Raw genomic sequence first — 22946 nt, forward strand, 5'->3', positions numbered from 1 at the left:
ACATCAGCCAACCAAACACATAAACTGCCTGGCCGCGCTGACCTCCAGATACATTACACACATGCCCCCATTTAAGCGAATCCGCTGGTAGAACCTGGAAAACGAATCACTTTAGTTAACTCTGTACGCCAGATTTGAGCCTTCCTACGGCTCGGGCGCTACTTTTCAGCAACTCAGAAATCGACCAATTACTTAGTCAGAGCCGCCTTGTCACCTGCGAGTCGTCGCCAAGCAGTGGCAGACGCGACCCCCATCAGCGCACCCGCACCCAGAAACACGCTGCCTGCACCCATCGCGGTAGCACCCAAACCAGCAACCGGCGGCAGGATGACCTGCGCCAAGCGGTTACCCATCAGTCGGATGGATAGCGCCTGAGCGCGCACCTCGGCATCCACCAGGGAGCTCACCCACGTCATTGACATGGGCATGACAAAACCCCATGCCAAGCCACAGATACCAACCGCGACAACCATCAGCCACGCACTCTGTAGCCACGGCATTGCCAAAAGCGGCAGGACACCGGCACAAACTGCAATGATAAGGACTCGATTGCGATTAGCTCGGTGCAAAACAGTCGGCATGAGGGCTCGGGAAATAATCGCGAGGCCACTACGCGCACCAAGGATTGCCGTCACCTCGGCAACACTAAAGCCCAGTTCGCGTCCCAGCACCGGCACATATGCCGTCAACAGGTCAATGGCTACGATGACCGCAATTGATACAACCATGGCGCTGGACATGCCGTCGATACGCAGGATGCTTAGGACCGATGCGCCGCTGGCTTCGGCCTGCGCCGGCCGCCTCTTGTCCATCCGGCTGCGGTCGCTAACAGTCGACGCCGGGGATTGCTCAGTTGAGCTAGCAGCTTGCACTTCGGCGGCTGCATTCGCTTCGTGCCGTCGATAAGCAGTTGCGACCGGCCAGCCGATGATCAGGGCGACCGCGCCGATTCCCGTCATCGTCCAGAGTGCGGAAGTGGTGGCGGTCATGGCGCTGCCGTCGTGGTTGGGAGTGAGCAGACCTGCACCGACGATGCCGAGGAACTGCCCGACGGAGATCCCGAGCGTGAAATAAGCAAAGAGGCTATCGAGCCCGGCGACGCCGCCACGCAGGTGCGAAACCATGCCTTGAGCGGCGATGAGCGTGGTCATGTGGGCAAAACCCAGGGCCACGTAGCCGAGCAGAAGAATAGGTAGGTTGGGCGAGAGCGCCATTACTGCTGCAGCAATGACAGTGGCGACGAGACCGGAGTACATGACTTCGGTGGCGCGATGACTGTCGACAAGCTTGCCGGCGGGAAGCGCAATAATAAGAGGTACAAGTGAAAATGCGGCAGTGAACCAGCCGACGGTGGCGGCGGAACCGCCAAAATCGAGGACTCGCCAAGAAAGCAGCACGCGACCGCCGTTGAAAACCGCTTGTCCCAACACAGTAATGAGAACCAATAGGCCGAACCAGCGTCTCATACCTGTTTGTAACTCCCCTTCTCCTGTGTGGTCGTACTCTTCGCGGGGCGATTTCTTTGCACGTCAATACCTAAATTGATCGGTGCCTTCTCGTCGACTCGCACTCCTGCCAACCCGCGAAGAGCGGTCAAAGTGATGCGGCTTATTAAGAATAGTCCCTGAAGTTAAACATGTTTAGCGCATAGAATGAATTATTCGGGCATCCTTGTCGATGTAACCGGTTTGCTTATTTAGTTAATAAAGAATCAGGAATTAGGAGCCATGCTTGAACGCACATTGGTGTTCGTCGATACGTCATATTTATTGGCGAGCTTTTACAACTCGTGGGAAACCGGAGCCCGCGGGCAATTAGAAATCGACCTTAGAGAAGTAGTTAGTGTCCTTGACCGAATGATTAACCAGCAGCTGAACCAGCCAGTTCAGCGGCAACTTTGGTACGACGGCATCCCGGAGTCGGGGCCGCATCGTTACCAGCGCTCACTGCGCACGATCGATGGTGTGCAGCTGCGCGCAGGTCAACTCATTGAATGGGGTGACCGACGGACGCAGAAGGCCGTCGATACTCGGCTCGTCGCAGACATGGTTGTCGCCGGCCTGCGCAACCAAGTTTCCGATATCGTGCTGGTCTCGGGCGATGCGGACATGCTGCCCGGCGTCGCCGAAGCTTCGGCTGCCGGTGTGCGCGTGCATCTCTACGGCTTCGGCTGGGACTCCATGTCCGGTGCACTTCGCCATGCCTGCGATTCGACGACAATCCTCGATCCCCGCGAGGACTTCGCCGACGCCATGCAGCTCAATGTCCTCGAAGGCCCAATCCCACCGGTCGTCCGCACGAATAAGCCGCTGGGCGATGCCGAACCAATCGAAGATCTCGGCGCTACCTGCGTGCCGGATACGCGCATCACTCCTCCGGGCGAGGGCTCGCTTGACGACGGCACGGAGAACACTCCCTCCGCCGCCGACGGTGACGCTGCTTCGCCGGAGGCCGGAACTCCGGAGGTTCCGCAGGACCAGCGCGTTGTGCCATCCCCCACGGCTGACAGCGACTCCGACTGTCGCAGCGAAGACAATGCCGCAGCCACGCCGACGGCCAAGGCCGACTCGCCGAAGTTCAACGAGGTCGAGCACGCGGCCAAGATGGGTGCCCGGGAAATCCCGGCGCAGGCTGAGCACCGCGCTGAGGTAGAGCGCACCGGCGGTTCGGAAGCTACACGGGTGGATTCCGCTGCTTCGGGCGTTTCGGCTGCCTCACCAGCGCAGCCAACGCAGCCAGCACAGCCTTCTCCAGCGACCATGCCCGGCGCGACAGTCAACACTGGCAGTGGGGCTGGTAACGACACTGTGAACAACACCGGAGCCGAGCATGCAGGCGCGTCTGCCTCCGATTCCGCGTCGTCGACTGCAACCGGCAGTGGGGAGTCGGCGACGGAGTCGTCGACAAGCGAAGACGGTGCCAACACGAGTACGCCGAAACCAAGCCCGCGGCCGAATCCTTCGATGATGGCGCCAAGGAGGAAGCTGCGTAGTCGATACGTGCCCCTGCCGAACGAGGTGTGGGCATCCGCGGGTTTTCAGACGCCGTTCGATGTGGGACAGCAGTACGCGAACTGGTGGTACGAGAATATTGCAAACGAGCAGGCGCGCGATAGTGCCCACTTGCTCTCTGGTGGTGGGCTGCCACCGGACATTGATCGTCCGCTGCTGCAGTTTGCGTGCGAAACCCTGCACGAATACACGCTGACGGAGACGCAGCGCGTCAATCTGCGCGATGGTTTCCACGCCGGTATCCGCGGAGTGCTGCTCGCGCGGAAGAACGGCGAATTGGAGTAATAGCGCGCCTCACGGATTCGGCAGTTTCGGTGGCTTCAGCACTGCTGGCGCTACTGTCGCTGCTGGCGCTACTGTCGCTGCTGGCGCTGCTGGTGCGAGAAAGTGTCGGGGTTTATGTCAGTTTAGGGTGGTTTTTCCCGCTCAAACTGACATAAACCCCGACACTTTCTTGTTGACGATTGTTGGCAACTGGTGAACGCTACTTCGCTTCGTCTGCGTCCGTTGTGGTGTCCTCAACGGCCTCAACGGACTCGGCGGACTCGGCGGCCTCCAGCTCGCCGGCGTTATCCTTCGCGGCAGAACCGGATTCGAGAGCAGCGTTTTCATTATTCATCTGGGCACGAATTTCGGCCAGACGCATGTCAGCAGCGGCATCGCGAGTCGAAGTCTCGATCTCAGCCATACGACCTGCCTGTGAGGATTCCGCGAGCTCCTGAGCGCCCAACGCATTGGCGTAGCGGCCTTCAATCTTCTCACGGACCGAATCCAAAGTCGGCACATTCGGATCCTCGGAAATACCCTGCATGCTCTGGAGAGTCTTCGACGCGGTCTCTTGCATCTTGGCCTGATCGGCCTGCGACTCCAGCTTGCGGATATCCTGCTTAATCTGCTCGTAGCGAGCCTGCGACTGCTGCGCCTGACGCTGTGCCTCCTCAGCAGCAGATACGGCCTGCTGGTGGAGCTGCGTAGTATTTTCCAGCTCCTTTTCAACATTCACCAGCTGGGTGGCAAACACCTCAGCAGTGCTTTCCATCTTCTGTGCAGTGGCCTCATCGCCCTTGGCACGAGCTTGATCCGCATTGGCGAGTGCCTGCCGGGTGTTCTCGGTAATCTTGTCACGCTCAGAGGTCAACCGCCCCAGCTGCATTTCCAGCTGATTGCGGTTGCCGATGATAGCCGCAGCCTGACGCTGAATCTCCTGATGGCGCTGACGCTCGGCCTCAGCTGCCTGTGCAATCTGAACCTTAGGATCCGCATTGTCCTCGATCTTCTTATCGAACGAAGACATCATGTACTTCCAGCCCTTGGCAAATGGATTAGCCATGCAAATCCAACCTTCCTCAACATATGCGGAATAACTAATCGGAACCGAGAAGATTCCATCTCTTAAAAAATTGTACGTGAGCTAGCTCGCTCTCTCTCGGCAAACGGAAAGAGCTGGTTACCGACAAGCAAGACTCCCCCAGAGTTGTAAACTCTCTAAACATGGTTCATTGCCCTCAACGCACGTACCGCGGACTGGCCGCGAGTCTCGCCGCGGTAATTACTCTGTCAGCAACTGCGCCGCTGGCTAACGCGACAGTCACCGCAACTGCTGACTCCACCGATACCGGTGCATTTTCGCAGGTAGTCGTAGCAGCTCCATCGTCAACGGAGCCGGCTAAGCCCTCCGACGCAAAAACCAAGAAGACCACCGAAAAGCCAACTGAAAAGGCTCCCGAGAAGAGCACAGGGCGAACCGCAGAGAAGTCGGCGGAACAGTCGGCTGAGAAGTCGACCGAGAAAACCTCTTCACCGACATCGGAAACGTCCTCGACGGAGCCGTCGGAAAGCACTGTGAAAAGTGAGCCGAAGGAGTTTCCCCCACTTGTGCCAGGGGCGAAGACCCAGTGGGGCCTTGGCGTGCAAACTCGTCTCGACGAAGTGACTGAGAAGTTCGACGCTAAGGGCGGCATGCTCGGCATGGGCATTCTGGATCGCCAGACCGGTGAGTTCATCTGCAACTCACACTGTGATGATGTTTTTCGCCTCGCCAGCCTGATGAAGGTATTCGTCGCCGACGTTGTGGCCTATTCCAACTACACGCAGCCGAAGAAGGGCGAGATTGTCGCTGGCCAGGGTGATATGCCGGTTGAGGGCAACCCCGACGCCATGCTGCGCGACGACATGATTCGATACTCCAACAACGAAGCAACTGACGAGCTGTGGGATTCCTACGGCGGTGTACGCATCGTTGACAATGTCCGACAGCGCTACGGCCTCTCGGATAAGACTGTCGGCTCACCTATGTGGGGAGCCACCACCAGTACGCCAGCCGACATGGTTGCCTACTTTGACCGGATGCTGAGCGAAGAAGGCGGGCTGAGCGACACGGAGACCAAATACATGCGTCAGCTGATGTACTCACTGCCGCGCTACTCCTACGGCGATGCAGACCAGAACTTCGGTCTGCGTGCAGCGCTACCGAAGGAAACGATTGCCAACAAGTCCGGTTGGTACGAAGAGCAGCACACCACTGCCGGATTCCTTGGCGACGATGACCGTTACGCTATCGCGGTTCTGGGCAAAAACCTGACCGCCAACGAACTCACCGAAGCTGTCAAGCACGTGTTCCCAGACGGGCAGGTTCTGCCAACAGGTGAGAAGGAGACAAAGCACGCCCGCACCAGCGCACCACTGTCGATTGAGGAGGACTCAAACAAAGTCGCTCCAGCCCTGTGGGCGCTAGTAGCAGCACTCGCTGGCTTTGGTATTGGCTGGCTCATTCGTGGCCAGCGCGCGGACTAGATACAAAAAGCCCCCGCGCGCTTGAGGGCTAGTTCAGGCGCGGGGGCTTACGCGGAAGTGCTCCAAGTCGGAAAACGCACAGTATGCGGGCTGAACCGCAGAGTTTACTCGGTAGCGCTATCCTGTGCGGCCTGCTCGGCAATTTGCGCACGGACATCATCCATGTTCAGCTCCGAAGCCTGGCCAACCAGATCGCTCAGGGCGGCCTCCGGCAGCACACCAGAGTGCTGGAACAGCAGGATTCCCTCGCGGAAAACAAACAGCGTCGGAATCGACTGAATGCCCAGGGCTGCCGAAACCTCCTGGTTGGCATCGGTGTCCAGCTTTGCGAACACTACCTCTGAGTGCTTCTCGGAAGCCTTCTCATAAATCGGGGCGAACTGGCGGCACGGACCGCACCAGGATGCCCAGGCATCAACGAGCACGATGTCGTTGTTCTGAATAGTCTCAGCGAAAGTCTCGTTCGTAATATCAACAGTTGCCATGGGTCTAACTCCTCTTACTCTTTAACGTCGTGTTCTAACTTCACGTTCTTTACGTAGGTTTTTACCCGTTAGTCTCCCACAACGCACGCGGGGGTCGATTCATTCCCGCCGGGTTCGCGGGAACGTCGTAAAGCGGCGCGAGCTAGTGGTTGATGCGGACAGTGTTGGCCTGTTTACCCAGGCCATCGATGGTGATGACCATTTCCTGACCATCCTGAAGGTAGGTCTGCGGGCTCATGCCGTGTCCAACACCCGCCGGCGTTCCCGTGGAGATGACATCGCCCGGGTTCAGCTGCACGAACTGTGAGATGTAGGCGATCAACTTCGCCGGGGAGAAAACAAGGTCCGCAATCGGTGCATCCTGGCGCAGCTCTCCGTCGACGTATGTGCGCACCCGCGCGGAGTCCGCATCGAAAGCATCGGCCGTGAGCATCCACGGCCCGAAAGCACTGGCGCGCTGCAACGTCTTCCCCTGTAGCCACTGCGCGGTAGCGTACTGGAAATCGCGCTGAGTGAAGTCATTCATAATCGCGTACCCAGCGATAGCGTCCTGTGCCTGCTCCTCCGACACCCGCAGGCAGGTCTCGCCGACGATAACCGCGAGCTCGCCTTCGTAATCGAGCTTCTCCGCGCAGGCCTCCGGCACTCGGATATCATCCTTCGCACCGGCGACGGCATCGGCAAACTTCGCGAATAACGTTGGCACCTCGGGGCGCTGGTGCCCCATCTCGTCGATGTGCGCGGCATAGTTCAAGCCGACGCAGACGATTTTGCCCGGCCGCGTAATCAGCGGTGCGAACGCCCACGCGCTCTCCGCCATGACGTTGTCAGGGTTGTTCCCCGCCTCCGCCAAGAGTTCTTCCGCTTCACGACGCCACGTTGGCCGCGCTAACACATCTCCGAGACAGTGGTCATCAAAAAGGACCGCTACGCCGTCGCCGAGAACAGCGGCGCGGGTTGCACCCTGGTATCGCAACGTTGCTAGACGCATGGCTTTCTCATTTCTTCATGGCTATTCTCTGTGTCACTTCTGCCGCCTGATCGGCTCCCGGTTCCACGCTACCGCCTTGTTGAGCTGAATTAGGAAGCAGGTTCGCTCTTAGGCTGCCGCGGAGCCTCGCCTTCAGGCAGGGAAGAAGGATTCTGACTGCGCTGAAGGGCACGCTGCCCCGGCGTAGTCATGCGCACTACCCACACAGGACGGACAAAGAGCCACCCGGCACCGATGGCAAGCAGCAACCTGTGCAGACCAAGACACAGCATCGCCGCAATGATAGTCACCAGCGGCGTCATGATGACCAAATGTGGGTCCTTCGGCAGAATGAGGTCACAAATAATCATGACCACAACCAACATTGGAATGTGCATGAGGAAGATAGGCAGCGTTCGGCCGCCAACCTTTTCAAAAGGCACAACTAGGCGAGTGTTCTGCAGCATCGCCATAATATTGATTGCAGCCAGTGCGCCAGTGGTGGACAGGTACACGCGGGTGAAGCCGACGTTGCCTTCGTTAAAGCTCGAGTAGGTCGCCTGCACCCAGATCGCCACCGACAGAAACGCCGTCAGCGTCACTAGTAGTGCGAGACCACTGCGACGCTGTGCCATCCGGAAGATCCAGGGCGCGCCGTACATGCCCAGCACGTAGAAGAACAGCATTTTGCTGACAAAGTCCCACGACCAGCTGGACGAGGCAAAAGGCGCCCATGCACTAATGAGGCCTGTAACGATGAGCTGAATCACCGGATGTACCCAGCGGAATGCTCGTGTGAGAATTGCGAACAGCGCCAGCGCCCACAGGAACCATAGGTAGGAAGTTGGTTCGATGATCGCGTGAAGCGTGTTGTAAATTCGCGGCCCCCACGCGCTATGGTCTGTAATCGGCGCCGGAGACACTATGCCATCGGCATCCACGTGCGTATACGGCATGAGGAAAAGCACGAAGTCACGCAGTGGAACCCAAATCACGTAGAGATAGACCATCACCCAGATTCGGCGATTGGCTAACTTATGCCACGACTCCTTGAGTGCCTTGCCGGCAAAGAGACCAGATAGCAGGAAAAACAGCGGCATACGGATTGGTCCGAGGAAGAAGTTAATCCCCGCCCACTGCGCCGTGTAGTAACCGTGCGCTTGCAGCTCTGTGATGGCATGGCCAAGCACAACTAAAAGAATGCACAGCCCCTTAGCCGCATCTACCCAACCGACGCGCTGTTTCGGCGCACTCTTCTGCCTTTTCGCTTTGGCCTCCGCTGCCACGGGAGCGGCAGTTGGTGACATAGTGCTTCCCCGCTTCCCGACGACTCCGCGTAACCCTCAAAACCTTCAAAACCATCAACGCACGAAAACTCGCCCCATTGACTGTCACTCACCTTACCTAGCCCCCCGGATTGCACTAATTCTGGGTGGCTAGGCCAGGCACCTAGAGAGAACCGCTGGGCTCCTCCGCTAGGTTGGCGAACCTGGAGTAGTGCAGCTGGTGGGCCACAGCAATGCTTCCGGTCGGTCCACCACGGTGCTTTGCGACGATAATATCCGCCTCACCAGCACGTTCATGGTCAGCCTCCTGCGAGTCCGGCCGGTAAATTAGCATGACGATATCGGCATCCTGCTCCAGCGAACCCGACTCACGCAGGTCCGAGACCTGTGGCTTCTTATCTGTGCGAGCTTCCGGACCACGGTTCAGCTGCGAAATTGCAATCAGCGGTACCTCGAGTTCCTTCGCCAACAACTTGAGCTGACGGGAGAACTCCGAGACCTCTTGCTGCCTGGACTCGACTTTTTTACCCGAGCTCATCAGCTGCAGGTAGTCGACCACAATCATCTTCAGATCGTGCTTCTGCTTCAGCTGACGTGCCTTCGCGCGAATTTCCATCATGGTCAGGTTCGGCGAGTCATCAATAAACAGCGGAGCATCCCGAATCTTGTCGCCGACCTCGACCAGCTTTGTCCAGTCCCGCTCATCCAGGTCACCGGAGCGCAAAGATGCCATGTTGATTTTCGCCTCTGCGGACATGATGCGCATCATGATTTCGTTGCGCGACATTTCCAACGAGAAAATTGCGCTGGTCATGCCGTTGCGAATCGATGCCGAACGCATGAAGTCCATCGCCAGCGTGGACTTACCCACACCCGGACGAGCCGCAATAATCACCATCTGACCTGGGTGAAGGCCGTTCGTCAGCTTGTCCAGGTTGGTAATCCCCGTCGGCACACCCTGCGCCAGACCGCCGTTTTGGGTAATAAGATCCAGTTCCTCCAGCGTGTCATCCAGGACATCGGCGATGGGAACGTAGTCATTCTTCGTGTTCTCACGTCCAACGCTGAAGATGAGCTGCTGCGCCTCATCCACCAGCTGCTCCGGCTCCGTGTCCTCCGCGCCCGCATAGCCGATCTGGGCGATCTTCGTGCCGGCCTCGACCAGGCGACGGATTGTCGCCTTCTCCGCAACAATGCGGGCATAGAACTGCGCATTCGCCGCCGTTGGAACCAGGGAGGCCAAGGTGTGCAGGTACAGCGGACCACCGATACGCTCCAGGTCTCCAGTTCGATCCAGACGACCTGCCAGCAAAATAGGGTCAATTTCCGAGGACTCACCGTAGAGGTGCAAAATCGCCGAGTAAATCGTCTGGTGCGCTGGCCGGTAGAAATCCTCCGGCGTCAGCTGCTCGTACACATCCGCAACGACCTCTGAGTTCAGCAGCATCGCGCCGAGCACACTCTGCTCCGCCTCGATATTGTGCGGCGGCGTGCGCTCAAAAGTCGCGCCCGCGACCGCACTCGCACGAGCGCCACGACCACGGTCTCGCTCCCAGTCCCGCGCCCCAGATCCGCTTGCCGACGATCCGTTGCCCGAGCTCTGAGAGAAGGAATACTCCTCCGGTGGCGCATCCTCTACCGGCGGTTCCGGGGGCAGCGGAACGTCATCGAAGGAATCATCGTGGGAATTTACCGAGTAGGAGGACGCCTCGTCCCCTGCTCCGGAATGACCACCATCACCTACAGGCTGACTCATCGTGAGCAGCTCCTCCCCTTCTGGACCACTTAGGTGCCTTTTCAACCCTGTTGCTGACTGACCGTCACACTCAATATGTCTGTTCCGACCGCCAGCACTGGACACCTGACTACCTACCGCAGTTATACCTGTTCGAGCGGATTGACGGACCTGTAAAAGTACCCTTGAAGGCCCCGGAAAACAATCTTCTACGGTGTTTATCCCCGAAGTTATCCACAGCACCTGTGGACAAGCCTGGGGAGAACATGTGCACAATCAAGAAAAGTCCAGGTGAACGGTCCGTAACCCTAAACCGCCGCTTGAATGTTAACGGGGGTAGCGGAGTTTCAACCCGGAAATATTCTATCTACGCAGGTCAGTGCGTATTTGCCTTAATTCTGCACAAATGTAATCCTCTGTTACCTCGTTAGCATCGATGCTGCTCATGCGGAGATTATTAACGATAAATTAATAAAAATCTCGCGCTCTCCAGAAAAGCTATCCACGGCAGCCAGGCAAGTTACCCACAGGTTTATCCACAGCAATCATCGTTAGCCTGTGGACAAGTCGTAGACGCTCTTTCCAACACCTGCGTAAAAGGCTTTAAACCAGCCTTAAACCACGAAAAGCCCCGACCTTTCACTACGAAAGATCAGAGCTTCACGTGTGCTGTTGTCATTGGGCCTCAGAGCCCGCGCAGTCTTTAAACGCGGTGCTCGTCAGCCGCCGTCAAAGTAAAAACTCTAAACCGCGAACTTACGCGGCGACGACCTGTACGGAAACATGCGCGGTAATCTGCGGGTGCAGCGCGATGTCAACGGTGTGCTTACCAAGGGACTTGATCTGGCTCGGAGCAAGCACGACTGCGCGCTTGTCGATAGCCTGACCGGAAGCCTTACGAACTGCATCGGCGATGTCACCCTTGGTGACAGAACCGAACAGCTTGCCATTTTCCGAAGCCTTCACAGCAACGGAGACGTTGTCGAGCGAATCAATCTTCTGCTTGACTTCACGTGCATGGTCGAGGTCGCGGATAGCGCGAGCCTCCTGGGCACGACGAATGCCCTCGATCTGCTTTTCTGCGCCGCGGGTGGCAACAATTGCCAGTCCGCGAGGAAGCAGGTAGTTACGTCCGTAGCCGGCCTTGACCTCAACGATGTCGCCTGCGACACCGAGCTTGTCAACGTCGGCGGTGAGGATCAGCTTCATGATCCCTGCCTTTCGCTGGATATGTCTTTAAAAGATTATGAGAATTGTGGATGCTAAATCTGCTGCAAACTAGTCACGTAGTGCCGTGGCTGCAAGGAGCTTAGAACGGAGGCTCATCGCCGCCGAAGCCGCCACCGGCCGGAGGAGCTGAGTTCCACGGATCTTCCGCAGGAGCTCCGCCACCAAAACCGCGATCGCCCTGTCCACCCTGGTTGCCCTGGTTTCCACCAAAGCCACCGCCGAAACCACCACCGGCATTTCCGCCCTGGCTGCGGTTGCCGCCGCCAAAGTTTCCACCGCCGTTGCGTGGAGTGCGCGTGACCTGAGCTCGAGCGAACTTCAGGGACGGGCCCACCTCATCGACCTCAACCTCAAAGACGGTACGACGCTCGCCCTCGCGGGTCTCGTAACTGCGCTGGCGCAGACGACCCTGGACGATGACGCGCATGCCCTTGGAGAGACTTTCGACAGCGTTCTCCGCCGCCTCACGCCACAGGCTGCAGGTGAGGAACATACCCTCGCCGTCAACCCACTGGCCATCTCGGTACACCCGCGGAGTCGACGCGACGCGGAAGTTCGCGACGGCGGTGCCGTTCTGGGTGTACTTAAGCTCCGGGTCAGCAACCAGGTTGCCAACCACTGTGATTTGTACGTCTCCCTGAGCCATGCTTCTTCTCCTCGGTTGTATTCTGTCGAGCTGATGATGGGGCTTTCGCCCGCTATCCTACGGCTTTCGCTTTACCGGTGTGCCCCATTCGAGCACTCTGGCTACGCAAATATGACGCAGATTAACGATCAACCCGCAGCACCTTGGTGCGCAGGATGCTGTCGTTCAGATTCAGACGACGGTCGAGTTCCAGCACGGTTGCGGACTCGCAGGTGAGGTCGACGACAACGTAGATGCCGTCTTCCTTCTTCTCGATCGGGTAGGCGAGGTGGCGCTTACCCCAGATGTCCACCTTCTCCACCTTGCCGTTCTCCTTGCGGACAACGTCGAGGTACTTCTCCAGGGACGGGCCTACGGTGCGCTCATCCTGAGACGGATCGATAATAATCATTACTTCGTAGTGACGCACGGACCTCATCACCTCCTATGGTCTAGTTCTTGTATTTCGGCTACACAGCGTGGTGCGCTGGCACTGTCTTTCATGCCAACCGCTATGCAGCAGGAGGATCGTTGCGTCAAGCAACCCTGCCAGGGTACCGCAGGCAGAGGTATATGTCCTAATCGCAGGCGCCGTCGGCAAGCAGTACTGGCAAGCGGTGTCAGGGCGCCGAATAAAAAGAGACGCACAGAGCTACTGCGTGCGTCTCTTTGAATTGTGAAGTTGTCGCGTGCTTGGTGGGCAGTTAGCGCTCTAGCAGCTAACTACCTGGCCTGCGTCCTACATTGATGTCGAGGAAGCATGTGCCAACGCAATAATCACCGGAATGACTGTCGCGAATAGGAAGGCTGCCAGGCACAGAGCCCAAATGATTGCCGGTTTCCACTTCTGCATGAAGCCCCAAAAGGCCGTGCCGAACATCAGGAAGCCGATCGCGACGCAGACGATGGTGAAAATCACCCACGTATCCACTTACTGTCCACCTCCAGGGTTACCGGGGTCTCCGCCGCCTTCATTGCCACCGCCGAAACCACCGCCTCCCGGAATCGGGATGGGCAGTAGGTCAGCGATTCCGCCGCCACCGCCGCCGCCATCGCCACCCGGAACCGGAAGCGGTGCAGGCTGCTCCTCGGAGGACTCAGAGGTCGACTCCTCGGCCGACTCCTCTTCTGTGGTCTCCGGGGCAGAGCCCTGGTCATAACCAGAGTCAGAGGTCGACGGCGCCTGGTACTGCGGCGCACCTGCAACACCACCGATTGGTTCCGGCTTGGTGAAGTACTCAAAGTCCTCGTTGGCCAGTGCGTTATCCATGGTGTACTTCCACAGATCGCCCGGAGTTTGGGCACCGTACATGATGCCACCGTAGGCGTTGTAGAGCGCCGAACCATCGACGTTGCCAACCCACACTGCAGTCGACAGCTGCGGTGTCGAACCGATCATCCACGCATCCTTGTTCTGGCCGGTGTCACCCAACTGCGTAGTACCGGTCTTGGCGGCCGACGGGCGACCACCGCTCAAGGGCTTGTTGCTGTAACCGGCAATAGGCTCCATGGCCGATATCATATTGGTGGCCACTGCCTTGGAAACTCGACGGTCGCCCTTGTCAGCGTTGGACTCGTAAACAATCTCGCCCTTGGAGTTTTCGACCTTCTCTACGAAGTGAGTCTGCTGATAGACGCCATCGTTAGTCAGGGTAGCCAGACCAACGGCCATATCCAGCGGACGTGAGAGGTACTGACCCAGGGCGATACCGTCCTGCGAGTGACCGTTGTCGTCCATCAGAGTCTTTTCAATACCCGGGATGGACTCAGCCACGCCCAGACGATGAGCCATTTTGGCGGTGTCATCCGGACCATTCTTTAGGTCGCGCTGCAGGCGAATAAACGGGGTGTTCAGCGACTGCTTCAGGGACTCATAAAGCGGAAGCACGCCACCGCCGGCACCGCCGTCGTTGTGCAGAGTGACGTTACCGGACTGCACAGGTGCCGAAGAGTACTGCGCGGTCAGCGGAATGCCCTGATCGAGCGCTGCGGCCAGCGCAAAAATCTTGAAAGTAGAACCGGTCTGCAGACCGCTGTTCGCGTAGTCCCAACCAGTCGGATCGTCGCCACCGTAGTAGGCGCGGACAGCACCGGTCTTTGGCTCCACCGAAACGATGGCGGCACGCAAACCCGTTGACTGATCGACGTAGTTTTCCATCGCATCCAGGGCAGCCTGCTGTACCGTCGGGTCAATGGTCGTCGTAATGCGTAGACCGCCGGTGTTGACCTCCTGCTCGGAGATACCTTCGCGCTCCAACTCAGCCAGCACCTGATTCTTGATCATGGCAGCCGGGCCGGGCTCCGGAGCCTGCTTCGGCGCCAACGCCGGATCGATGGTCTCCGGGTACTGCATTCCCGCGCGGTCCTGCGGCGAGACGATGTTCATCTCCACCAGGCCATCGAGGACGTAGTTCCAACGCTGCTCAGCCTCCGGGCGGTTAGTCCACGGATCCAGTGCGGATGGACGCTGAATCGAGGCCGCCAACACAGCACCCTCTTCGGCATTCAGCTCACCGACTTCCTTACCGAAGTAGGCCTTCGACGCTGCCGCGATACCGTATGCGTTACGACCAAAGTAAATCGTGTTGAGGTAGGCCTCAAGGATTTCGTCCTTGGTCCACTCCCGCGCCATCTTCGCCGACATGACCAGTTCCTTGGCCTTGCGGGTCAGCGTGCGCTCATTGCCCACCACAGCATTCTTGACGTACTGCTGCGTAATGGTCGAGCCGCCACCCGCACTGGAATTACCAGTCACGACTCCCAGAGCCGCACGGGCATAACCAGTCAGGGAGAAACCCGGGTTGGTATAGAAATCACGATCCTCAGCTGCCAGCACTGCATTGCGTACAGCATCCGGCACCTTGTCGATAGTGATGTTGCTTCGGTTACCGCCCTCGGGGACGATGCGCGTGATTTCCTTTTCACCAGAACGGTCATAAATCACCGCAATCTGGCTATTGGCCAACTCCTCTGGCTCCGGCACGTCCGTTGTCGCATAAGCAACACCGAACACAACTACCGGCAACAGCACGACCAACGCCACGGCTAGACCGAGCCACGCTAAAATTCGCCGCTTATTGTCAGTCGGCTGTTCTTCTTGCGCCATCGAGCTTTCCTCTTCATGGTCATCTGGTTCATGGTCATCTGGGGCGTACTGCCCCTTCTCCGGATCCGGCTCGCTTGCCGACGTCATCTCTGAACCGGTAGCCAGACCCTCGTCATTGCCACCGACCGAAACAGCATCAATGCTGTCACTGGAATCGTCGTCAAGCGATGCGTCATCGGAGTGTGCGTGCGTATTGAAGGAATCAGCATCCGGCTGATCCCACCACTCGCCTGATGAATTAGAACCCTGGCCCTCGTGAGGGCTGTTAGGACCGCCTGGGCTATCGGGTCGATCATTGCTCACGGGTGCTCTCCCTAGTTTTCTGACTCTTCTCGAGCTGCCTGAAGTGTCCGGGTCAGGAAACTCCACTTGCAGTCGGGGCACACCTCAACTTCTTTGACGGTGCACGAACCATATTCATTAACTATTGCGGATAATTCGTTTTCAGTACAAGCAGAGCCGGAACGACGGCCCAAGTTTTCTCCGAACACCCAGAATACGAGTCGGAGGTCGAATTTGCGACATACTGGGCACTCTTCCTGGGACTTTCTGCCGTGAAAACGCGCGGCAGCGACCAGCCGAGCATCGGCATCACAGAGTGATTTTCGTGAAATCTCCCCTGCACGCCACTGCTCCAATAACTGCTTCTTGAGCAAGGAGTGATCGATCTCGCCCTGCCATGTCATCACGAAGACAGATTAGCAGGCGTGTGCGGGCTGATTTCACCCCCGCTTTATCGGTACACACATGCCCCCTCACGGTTCGGGCATCGGCAAAAAACGCATAAAGGTATAACGTCACGCTCGTTACCTCAATGCGTGCACCCACTCACGGCCGCACCGCGGACGTAAGGCCCTGGTGCGGGGTCCTGATGCTTGGTCCTGATGCGGGTTCCCGGTGTGAGTTCCCGGCGCGAGGTCAAAGCCTCCGAGCACATAGTTTCAAGGAGAATTACCAAATGAGTTCAATTCGCGTCGCTATCGTCGGCGTCGGCAACTGCGCCTCCTCCCTGGTGCAGGGTGTCGAGTTCTACCGCGATGCAAAGCCCGATGAGACCATTCCTGGCCTCATGCACGTCGTCTTCGGCGACTACCACGTCTCCGATGTCGAGTTCGTCGCAGCTTTCGATGTTGACGACAAGAAGGTCGGCAAGGACCTCTCCGAGGCCATCGTTTCCTCTGAAAACTGCACCATCAAGATCGCCGATGTCCCGACTCTCGGCGTTGAGGTTCAGCGCGGCCCGACCCTGGACGGCGTTGGCAAGTACTACGCGGACACCATCGACGAATCCCCAGCTGAACCGGTCGACGTAGTTCAGGCGCTGAAGGATGCCAAGGTCGATGTCCTGGTCTCCTACCTGCCAGTCGGTTCCGAGCAGGCCGACAAGTTCTACGCACAGTGCGCCATTGACGCTGGTGTAGCCTTCGTCAATGCCCTGCCGGTCTTCATCGCTTCCGACCCGGAGTGGGCCAAGAAGTTCGAAGACGCAGGCGTTCCGATCGTCGGCGACGACATCAAGAGCCAGGTCGGCGCAACCATCACCCACCGCGTCATGGCCAAGCTATTTGAGGACCGCGGTGTTCGCCTCGAGCGCACCCTGCAGCTCAACGTCGGCGGCAATATGGACTTCAAGAACATGCTCGAGCGCGACCGCCTCGAGTCCAAGAAGATCTCCAAGACCCAGGCCGTCACCTCCAATCTCACCGGTCCGCTGGCCGGCAAGATCGACGACCGCAACGTCCACATCGGCCCGTCGGACTGGGTGGACTGGCTGGATGACCGCAAGTGGGCCTACGTCCGACTCGAGGGCAAGGCCTTCGGCGAGGTGCCGCTGAACCTTGAGTACAAGCTCGAGGTCTGGGACTCCCCGAACTCCGCTGGCATCATCATCGATGCTGTTCGCGCTGCCAAGATCGCCAAGGATCGCGGCATCGGCGGCCCGGTCTACGCCGCTTCTTCCTACCTGATGAAGTCCCCGCCGAAGCAGCTTGCCGACGATGTTGCGCGAGCACAGCTCGAAGCATTCATCAAGGGCGAAGACTAAAAGGTACAAGCACTCAAAAGTACAAGCGAGCAGCTCCGAGAGCATGTGCCTTGAAAAGTGCCAGCCGGTTACCCATGCGGTAGCCGCTGGCGCTTTTGTGCTTCTCTCTCCCCTATCCTCCCCGCGTCTCTTCCACGCCTTCTCGCCCTACTCGCTGCTGCGCCCATCTCGTCCCCGCCATGGATGCGTGCGCTGCAGTCGTCGTAAAGCAGACAGCAATACACCCGCGAGGATGAATCTGCGAGACATATCACAAGCCAAAAGCATTCGCGAAAGTAGCCGTATGGCTACCTCCAACCCAACGTTCTAAGTACAGAAGAAGTGACACTTTAGGGGGTTTCTGCCAGCACCGAAAAACCTTATACGCAGATAGGTTTAATGTTTTGTACTGGGGTTTTAGATGTTTGGTGGAAAATTCCTGGTGATTTCATCGCCGAAATCACCAGTTGTAGAAAAATAAATAGCACCCCAAATAAATTTCGTATTGGCAACTAGCACTGTTCGCATATAACATCGTCGCTATGACATTATCTTCGGGCTCGATTGGCAATCCTGATGCCGTTACTCCTCTGTCGCTCGCTAAGCGCATTCGCCCTCTCCTGACTCGCGCTGAGCTGCTCTACAGCCGCCGCTCCTCGGAGTCCCAGCTCAGCCGCGCGCAGCTGTCCATCATGATGACCCTGGAGGCACTGGGCGCCTGCCGTATCAGCCAGTTGGCTGAGGCCGAGGCCATCCGCATGCCCACCGCCTCCAACGCCGTGCACCACTTGGAGGTCGCCGGCATGGTGGAGCGCGTCCGCGACAGCAAAGACCGCCGTGGCGTCCGCGTTGAACTGACCGACCGTGGCCGTGAAGAGCTGCACCGTGTTTCTGAAGAGCGCAATCAGCAGATGGCGGAGATGTTCAGCACGCTGACCCAGGAAGAGCTGGAATTTGGTGCTGGTCTTGAGACGATTCTGTCCAAGATCCTCGAAAACTACCCGGAGCACCCAAAGACAAACCCAAGCGTCTAGTCTCTTTTCCAGCTAGCCCTGCCCGCTTTAAGCCCACAGGCAGGATACATAGCTTTTACACGTCCTCGGTGCCGTTTTAAATATGCCCGCCTATCCACGTAGGCTATTACCCAGAAGCACCACTTGGATATTTCTGAGTAATCACAGGAGGATTAGCGATGGCTTCCCGCCCGCTTCGTATCATGATTGCGTGGCGTCCAGGCGAGTACGGCACCGAAACGCTTGCTTACGCCGCTTGGTTAGCTCGCACCACGAAGGTGCAGATTCGCGTTGTCAGCGCACTGTCGCGCGGCTGGCCGCTGACCTCACTGGCTCGGTTGAGCACCAATGACTCCTGGGTTTCCCACGAAACCGAGTCTCTTGAAAAAATCATCAAGGATGAGCTTAAGCTCGCTGGCCTGCGCAAGGGCATGCTTGACGACGATGCCGTACGGATCATCGAATCCTCCAGCGAATCCACAACTATCTGCAACGAAGCCGAAGAATTCGAAGCCGATGTGGTTTTGCTTGGCACCCGCCGAAGCAATACCAAGGACTGGACCGCCAAGAACCGCAGTCGCTTTACTGCGGGATCAACCTCTGATGCGCTGCTGCATTACTCGCCAATCCCGCTGGGATTGGCGATCCCCGGCGCGAAGCTTTCTAAGCACGGTGTGACCCGTGTCAGCATTTGCTACATTGACACCCCACAGTCGCACCACGCATTGAATAAGGCTGCTGACCTGGCATATCGCTGGGAAGTTCCCCTGCGTTTGGTCTCGTTTACGCCGCGTGGTGCGACCATGTACCCGACGGAGAACGGCTACGGCCCCTCCTCTGACCTGATGATTGAGTGGCGCGAGCAGGCTATGGGGCTGCTCGACCGCGGTATGGACCGCGCGCATACCCGTTACCCAGACCTTTCCATTGATGCGGAAGTAGCCTCCGGCAACGGTTGGGAAGAGGCCATTCAGTCCATCAAGTGGAAAAAGGGAGACTTGCTCGTTTTGGGTTCGTCTACTCTTGGCCCATTCGGGCGAATTTTCATCGGCTCGTCGACTAACCACATCGTTCGCCACAGCCCGGTGCCAATGCTGATTACTCCGGCCTAGTATGGCAGGCACATCAGACGGCATTTAGAGGCGAGGGGAGCAGATGGTGGATAATTCACCGAAGCGCAGTACACCAGAGCGCAATGAGGATGAAATCTTCGACGAGCTTGAGCGCAAGATGTATTCCGGCAAGCGCGCCTACATCTACACCGCGGGTGTGATTCTTACGACGCTGCTCGCGGGCCTCATTATTGGCATCGCCGGCGCCATTGTCGGTGGCCCCACCTGTGATGCGGGTAAGTCCAGCTTCCTCTGCTCCCGCACTTGGGAGATCCTTTTCCCCGTTGTCCCGGGCGTAATCTCCCTGGTCGGCTGCCTTTTGGGCTTCTGGCAGACCTACGTGGAGTGGAAGAACTTCCGCAACTGGCGCGCGTGGCTCGCTATGTGCTGGGTGCTCATGCCCTTCACTTTGATGTGGATGCTCTCCACATTCGGCGTCCTGATTCTGGGCGTTAAGTAGGGGTAAGAGGCGGCCAGCCTCGGAGCCACCCCTTGAGGCTTTTGCGAGAAAGTCTCAAGCGAGAAAGTGTCTGGGTTTATGTCAAATTTGAGCCGATTTTAGGCTTCAAACTGACATAAACCCAGACACTTTCTTGTAGGCATTAGCCTCCCGGCTACTTCTTCACAACTAGATTGACCATCTTGCCCGGAACGACAATGACCTTCACGATATTGCCACCGGCGTTCTCCACAGCTGCGACAACCTTTTCGTCGGCACGCGCGGCGGCCTCGATGTCCTCGCGGGAAGCATCGGTAGCCACGTCAATGCGAGCGCGAACCTTGCCGTTGATCTGAACTGGCAGCTCAACGGTGTCGTCGACCAGCCACTTTTCGTCAACTGCCGGCCACGGACCGTGTGCCAGGGACTCGGTGTGGCCGAGACGGCTCCACAGTTCCTCCGCGATGTGCGGTGCCACAGGGCCAAGCATGAGGGCCAGCGGTTCCACGGCGGCGCGCGGGGCACCGGTCGAACCGTAGGTCTTAGTCAGGTAGTTGACGTACTCAATGAGCTTTGCGACGGCCGTGTTGTCACGCAGCTCTGCGTAGTCAGAGGTAACCCCTTCCACGGTGCGGTTGAGCGCCTTGAGGTCGTCGTCGGAAAGCGCTGCGTCCGTGACGGCGAGCTCACCGGAGTCCTCATTGACCACCAGGCGCCAAGCGCGCTGGAGGAAGCGCTGCGAGCCGACCAGATCCTTCGTCGCCCACGGGCGGGAGGTGTCCAGCGGACCCATGGCCATCTCGTAGACGCGCAGGGTGTCAGCGCCGTAGTTGTCGCAGACCTCGTCGGGGGAGACGGCGTTCTTCAGGGACTTGCCCATCTTGCCGTACTCCTGGAAGACCTCCAGGTCAGAGCCGTCTTCGGCACCGCCTGGGATGAGGAACTTACCATCGCGCTCAACAACCTGATCCGCCGGCTGGTAGACACCACGGGCATCGGTGTATGCGTAAGCCTGGATGTAGCCCTGGTTGAACAGACGGCGATACGGCTCCTTGGAGGTCACGTAGCCGAGGTCGAAGAGGACCTTGTGCCAGAAGCGGGAGTAGAGCAGGTGCAGCACTGCGTGCTCGACGCCACCGACGTAGAGGTCGACGCCGCCTGGGTCGTCCTTACCGTGAGTCTCCGGGCGAGGGCCGGTCCAGTAGCGCTCGTTTTCCAGGTCAACGAACTCCTCAGCGTTATTCGGGTCGATGTAACGCAGCTGGTACCAGGAGGAACCTGCCCAGTTCGGCATGACATTGGTGTCACGGCGGTACTTCTTCTTGCCATCGCCGAGATCGAGCTCGACATTGACCCAGTCAGTGGCCTTGTCCAGTGGAGCCTTTGGCTCGGTGTCAGCATCGTCCGGGTCGAAGGTGACCGGCTTGTAGTCCTCGACCTCTGGCAGCTCGACCGGAAGCATGGACTCGGGCAGCGCGTGGGCGTGACCGTCCTCGTCGTAGACGATGGGGAAGGGCTCGCCCCAGTAGCGCTGGCGGGCGAACAGCCAGTCGCGCAGCTTGTACTGGACCTTCTCGTGACCCGCACCTTCCTTCTCCAACCACTCAATGACGGTGGCGATGGCGGTGTCCTTGTCCAGGCCATTGATGTCCAGGCCGGAATCATTGGCGGAGTTCACGCACGTACCGTTACCGACGTACGCCTCCTTTGCAATGTCACCACCTGCGACGACCTCGCGGATTGGCAGACCGAAGGCAGTGGCGAACTCGTAGTCGCGCTCATCGTGGGCCGGGACAGCCATGATGGCACCGGTGCCGTAGCCAATCAGGACGTAGTCGGAAATGAATACCGGCACCTGCTCACCGCTCACCGGGTTGGTGGCGTAAGCGCCCAGGAAGACACCGGTCTTTTCCTTGTTCTCCTGGCGTTCCAGGTCGGACTTGGAGGCAATTGCGGCGCGGTAAGCGGCGACGGCCTCGGCTGGGGTTTCCTTGCCGAAGGTCCAGCGCTCATCCACGCCCTCGTAGGAACCGCTGCCGGCTTCAACCAGCTGATCCACCAGCTCGTGCTCAGGAGCGAGCACCATGTAAGAGGCTCCGAAGAGAGTGTCCGGACGAGTGGTGAAGACCCTGATCTTGGTGGAGACCTTCGGGCCGACCTCGGCTGTGAAGTCGACCTCGGCACCGCGGGAGCGGCCGATCCAGTTGCGCTGCATGGACTTGACCTTGTCCGGCCAGTCCAGCAGCTCCAGGTCGTCGACCAGGCGGTCAGCGTATGCGGTGATGCGCATCATCCACTGGCCCAGCCGCTTGCGGAACACCGGGAAGTTACCGCGCTCCGAACGGCCCTCGGCGGTCACTTCTTCGTTGGACAGCACAGTGCCGAGGCCCGGACACCAGTTGACCATCGAATTCGACTGGTAAACCAGACGGAATTCGTCGACTGCTTCGCGCTGCTCGGTCTCGCTGAGCTCAGCGTAGACGCGACCGTCCTTGGTAGCCATCTCGCCCGACTCCAACAGTGGAATCAGCTCATCGATGCGACGGGCCTTCTTCTGATCCTCATCGAACCAGGCGTTGTAAATCTGCAGGAAAATCCACTGCGTCCACTTGTAGTAGTCCTGGTCAGTGGTCGCGAAAACACGGCGGCGGTCATGGCCAAGTCCCAGGCGGCCCAGCTGTCGCTCCATGTTGGCGATATTCGTTTCCGTCGTCACGCGCGGGTGCGTACCGGTCTGGATTGCGAACTGCTCCGCCGGCAGACCGAAGGCGTCGTAGCCCAGGGTGTGCAGCACGTTTGCGCCCTGCATGCGGTGGAAGCGCGCGAAGACGTCGGTGGCGATGTATCCCAGCGGGTGGCCTACGTGCAGACCGACACCGGACGGGTACGGGAACATGTCCTGGACGAAAAGCTTGTCCTTCGGCGGAGTCGAGCCGTCGGCAGCTGCCAAATCGCCCACCGGGTTGGGGGCGTAGAAGGTGCCGTTATCTTTCCAATACGCCTGCCACTTTCCCTCTAGCTGAGTCGCCAGCTCGGGGGAGTAGCGGTAGTCGGTGGCTTCTGCCGAGGACGAGGACTTTTCGCTGTTGGTCATGGTCTCACAGTCTAATAGGTGCGT

General features: G+C 58.5%; 20 protein-coding genes. 7 read left to right on the forward strand and 13 right to left on the reverse strand.

Going from position 1 to position 22946, the window contains the following annotated elements:
* Positions 1–188 precede the first annotated feature (188 nt).
* The gene (locus HMPREF2878_RS00365; protein ID WP_049193091.1) at positions 189–1466 is read right to left on the reverse strand and encodes an MFS transporter; all 1278 of its coding nucleotides are present in this window, start codon (positions 1464–1466) and stop codon (positions 189–191) included.
* A gap of 261 nt (positions 1467–1727) precedes the next feature.
* On the opposite strand from HMPREF2878_RS00365, the gene HMPREF2878_RS00370 reads away from it, so the two are divergent.
* Both HMPREF2878_RS00370 and HMPREF2878_RS11550 read left to right on the forward strand, forming a co-directional pair.
* Positions 1728–3296, forward strand: a complete 1569-nt coding sequence (locus tag HMPREF2878_RS00370) for an NYN domain-containing protein (protein ID WP_070549570.1) — start codon at positions 1728–1730, stop codon at positions 3294–3296.
* A 29-nt stretch (positions 3297–3325) separates the two neighbouring features.
* Entirely contained in the window at positions 3326–3451 is a 126-nt protein-coding gene (locus tag HMPREF2878_RS11550) for a hypothetical protein (RefSeq protein ID WP_255456202.1), read from the forward strand.
* Between the two features lie 44 nt (positions 3452–3495).
* On the opposite strand, the gene HMPREF2878_RS00375 is transcribed toward HMPREF2878_RS11550, so the two are convergent.
* Positions 3496–4341, reverse strand: coding sequence for a PspA/IM30 family protein (locus HMPREF2878_RS00375; RefSeq protein WP_070429053.1), 846 nt, complete (start codon positions 4339–4341; stop codon positions 3496–3498).
* A 161-nt stretch (positions 4342–4502) separates the two neighbouring features.
* On the opposite strand from HMPREF2878_RS00375, the gene HMPREF2878_RS00380 reads away from it, so the two are divergent.
* Entirely contained in the window at positions 4503–5804 is a 1302-nt protein-coding gene (locus tag HMPREF2878_RS00380; protein ID WP_070549571.1) for a serine hydrolase, read from the forward strand.
* 104 nt (positions 5805–5908) lie between these two features.
* Here HMPREF2878_RS00380 and trxA read toward each other — a convergent pair whose 3' ends face one another.
* The 10 genes from trxA to HMPREF2878_RS11085 form a co-directional block, all read right to left on the reverse strand.
* Entirely contained in the window at positions 5909–6289 is a 381-nt protein-coding gene (gene trxA / locus HMPREF2878_RS00385; protein WP_016421700.1) for a thioredoxin, read from the reverse strand.
* Between the two features lie 142 nt (positions 6290–6431).
* Entirely contained in the window at positions 6432–7280 is an 849-nt protein-coding gene (locus tag HMPREF2878_RS00390; protein ID WP_016421701.1) for a fumarylacetoacetate hydrolase family protein, read from the reverse strand.
* A gap of 89 nt (positions 7281–7369) precedes the next feature.
* A complete protein-coding gene (locus tag HMPREF2878_RS00395; RefSeq protein WP_049170073.1) occupies positions 7370–8566 on the reverse strand; it encodes an acyltransferase family protein in 1197 nt (398 codons plus the stop codon).
* A gap of 142 nt (positions 8567–8708) precedes the next feature.
* A complete protein-coding gene (dnaB, locus tag HMPREF2878_RS00400; protein WP_049170075.1) occupies positions 8709–10301 on the reverse strand; it encodes a replicative DNA helicase in 1593 nt (530 codons plus the stop codon).
* Positions 10302–11036: 735 nt separating this feature from the next.
* Complete coding sequence (gene rplI, locus HMPREF2878_RS00405) at positions 11037–11489, reverse strand: 50S ribosomal protein L9 (RefSeq protein ID WP_005511982.1); 453 nt, start codon at positions 11487–11489, stop codon at positions 11037–11039.
* A gap of 100 nt (positions 11490–11589) precedes the next feature.
* On the reverse strand, positions 11590–12156 hold the full coding sequence (locus HMPREF2878_RS00410) for a single-stranded DNA-binding protein (RefSeq protein ID WP_049170077.1): 567 nt from the start codon (positions 12154–12156) through the stop codon (positions 11590–11592).
* Between the two features lie 121 nt (positions 12157–12277).
* Entirely contained in the window at positions 12278–12565 is a 288-nt protein-coding gene (gene rpsF / locus HMPREF2878_RS00415) for a 30S ribosomal protein S6 (protein ID WP_005511978.1), read from the reverse strand.
* Between the two features lie 309 nt (positions 12566–12874).
* Positions 12875–13066, reverse strand: a complete 192-nt coding sequence (locus tag HMPREF2878_RS00420) for a hypothetical protein (protein ID WP_016421704.1) — start codon at positions 13064–13066, stop codon at positions 12875–12877.
* A complete protein-coding gene (locus tag HMPREF2878_RS00425; protein ID WP_070652672.1) occupies positions 13067–15544 on the reverse strand; it encodes a transglycosylase domain-containing protein in 2478 nt (825 codons plus the stop codon).
* A gap of 11 nt (positions 15545–15555) precedes the next feature.
* Entirely contained in the window at positions 15556–15927 is a 372-nt protein-coding gene (locus HMPREF2878_RS11085; RefSeq protein ID WP_224783765.1) for a DUF5318 family protein, read from the reverse strand.
* Positions 15928–16199: 272 nt separating this feature from the next.
* Between HMPREF2878_RS11085 and HMPREF2878_RS00430 the strand changes: the two genes are divergently transcribed.
* The 4 genes from HMPREF2878_RS00430 (at position 16200) to HMPREF2878_RS00445 (ending at position 19849) form a co-directional block, all read left to right on the forward strand.
* Positions 16200–17285: an inositol-3-phosphate synthase gene (locus HMPREF2878_RS00430; protein WP_016421706.1), complete on the forward strand. Its 1086-nt coding sequence runs from the start codon at positions 16200–16202 to the stop codon at positions 17283–17285.
* Between the two features lie 521 nt (positions 17286–17806).
* On the forward strand, positions 17807–18298 hold the full coding sequence (locus tag HMPREF2878_RS00435) for a MarR family winged helix-turn-helix transcriptional regulator (RefSeq protein ID WP_016421708.1): 492 nt from the start codon (positions 17807–17809) through the stop codon (positions 18296–18298).
* Between the two features lie 158 nt (positions 18299–18456).
* A complete protein-coding gene (locus HMPREF2878_RS00440; RefSeq protein ID WP_069358890.1) occupies positions 18457–19389 on the forward strand; it encodes a universal stress protein in 933 nt (310 codons plus the stop codon).
* 43 nt (positions 19390–19432) lie between these two features.
* Complete coding sequence (locus HMPREF2878_RS00445; RefSeq protein ID WP_048733161.1) at positions 19433–19849, forward strand: hypothetical protein; 417 nt, start codon at positions 19433–19435, stop codon at positions 19847–19849.
* A gap of 154 nt (positions 19850–20003) precedes the next feature.
* Here HMPREF2878_RS00445 and leuS read toward each other — a convergent pair whose 3' ends face one another.
* Positions 20004–22922 carry a leucine--tRNA ligase gene (gene leuS / locus HMPREF2878_RS00450; protein ID WP_048733159.1) on the reverse strand — a complete coding sequence of 973 codons (2919 nt, stop codon included), beginning with the start codon at positions 22920–22922 and terminating at the stop codon, positions 20004–20006.
* Between the last annotated feature and the right edge of the window lie 24 nt (positions 22923–22946).

Origin of the sequence: Corynebacterium sp. HMSC065H09 (assembly GCF_001812845.1) — a bacterium.
Lineage (GTDB): Bacteria > Actinomycetota > Actinomycetes > Mycobacteriales > Mycobacteriaceae > Corynebacterium > Corynebacterium jeikeium_D.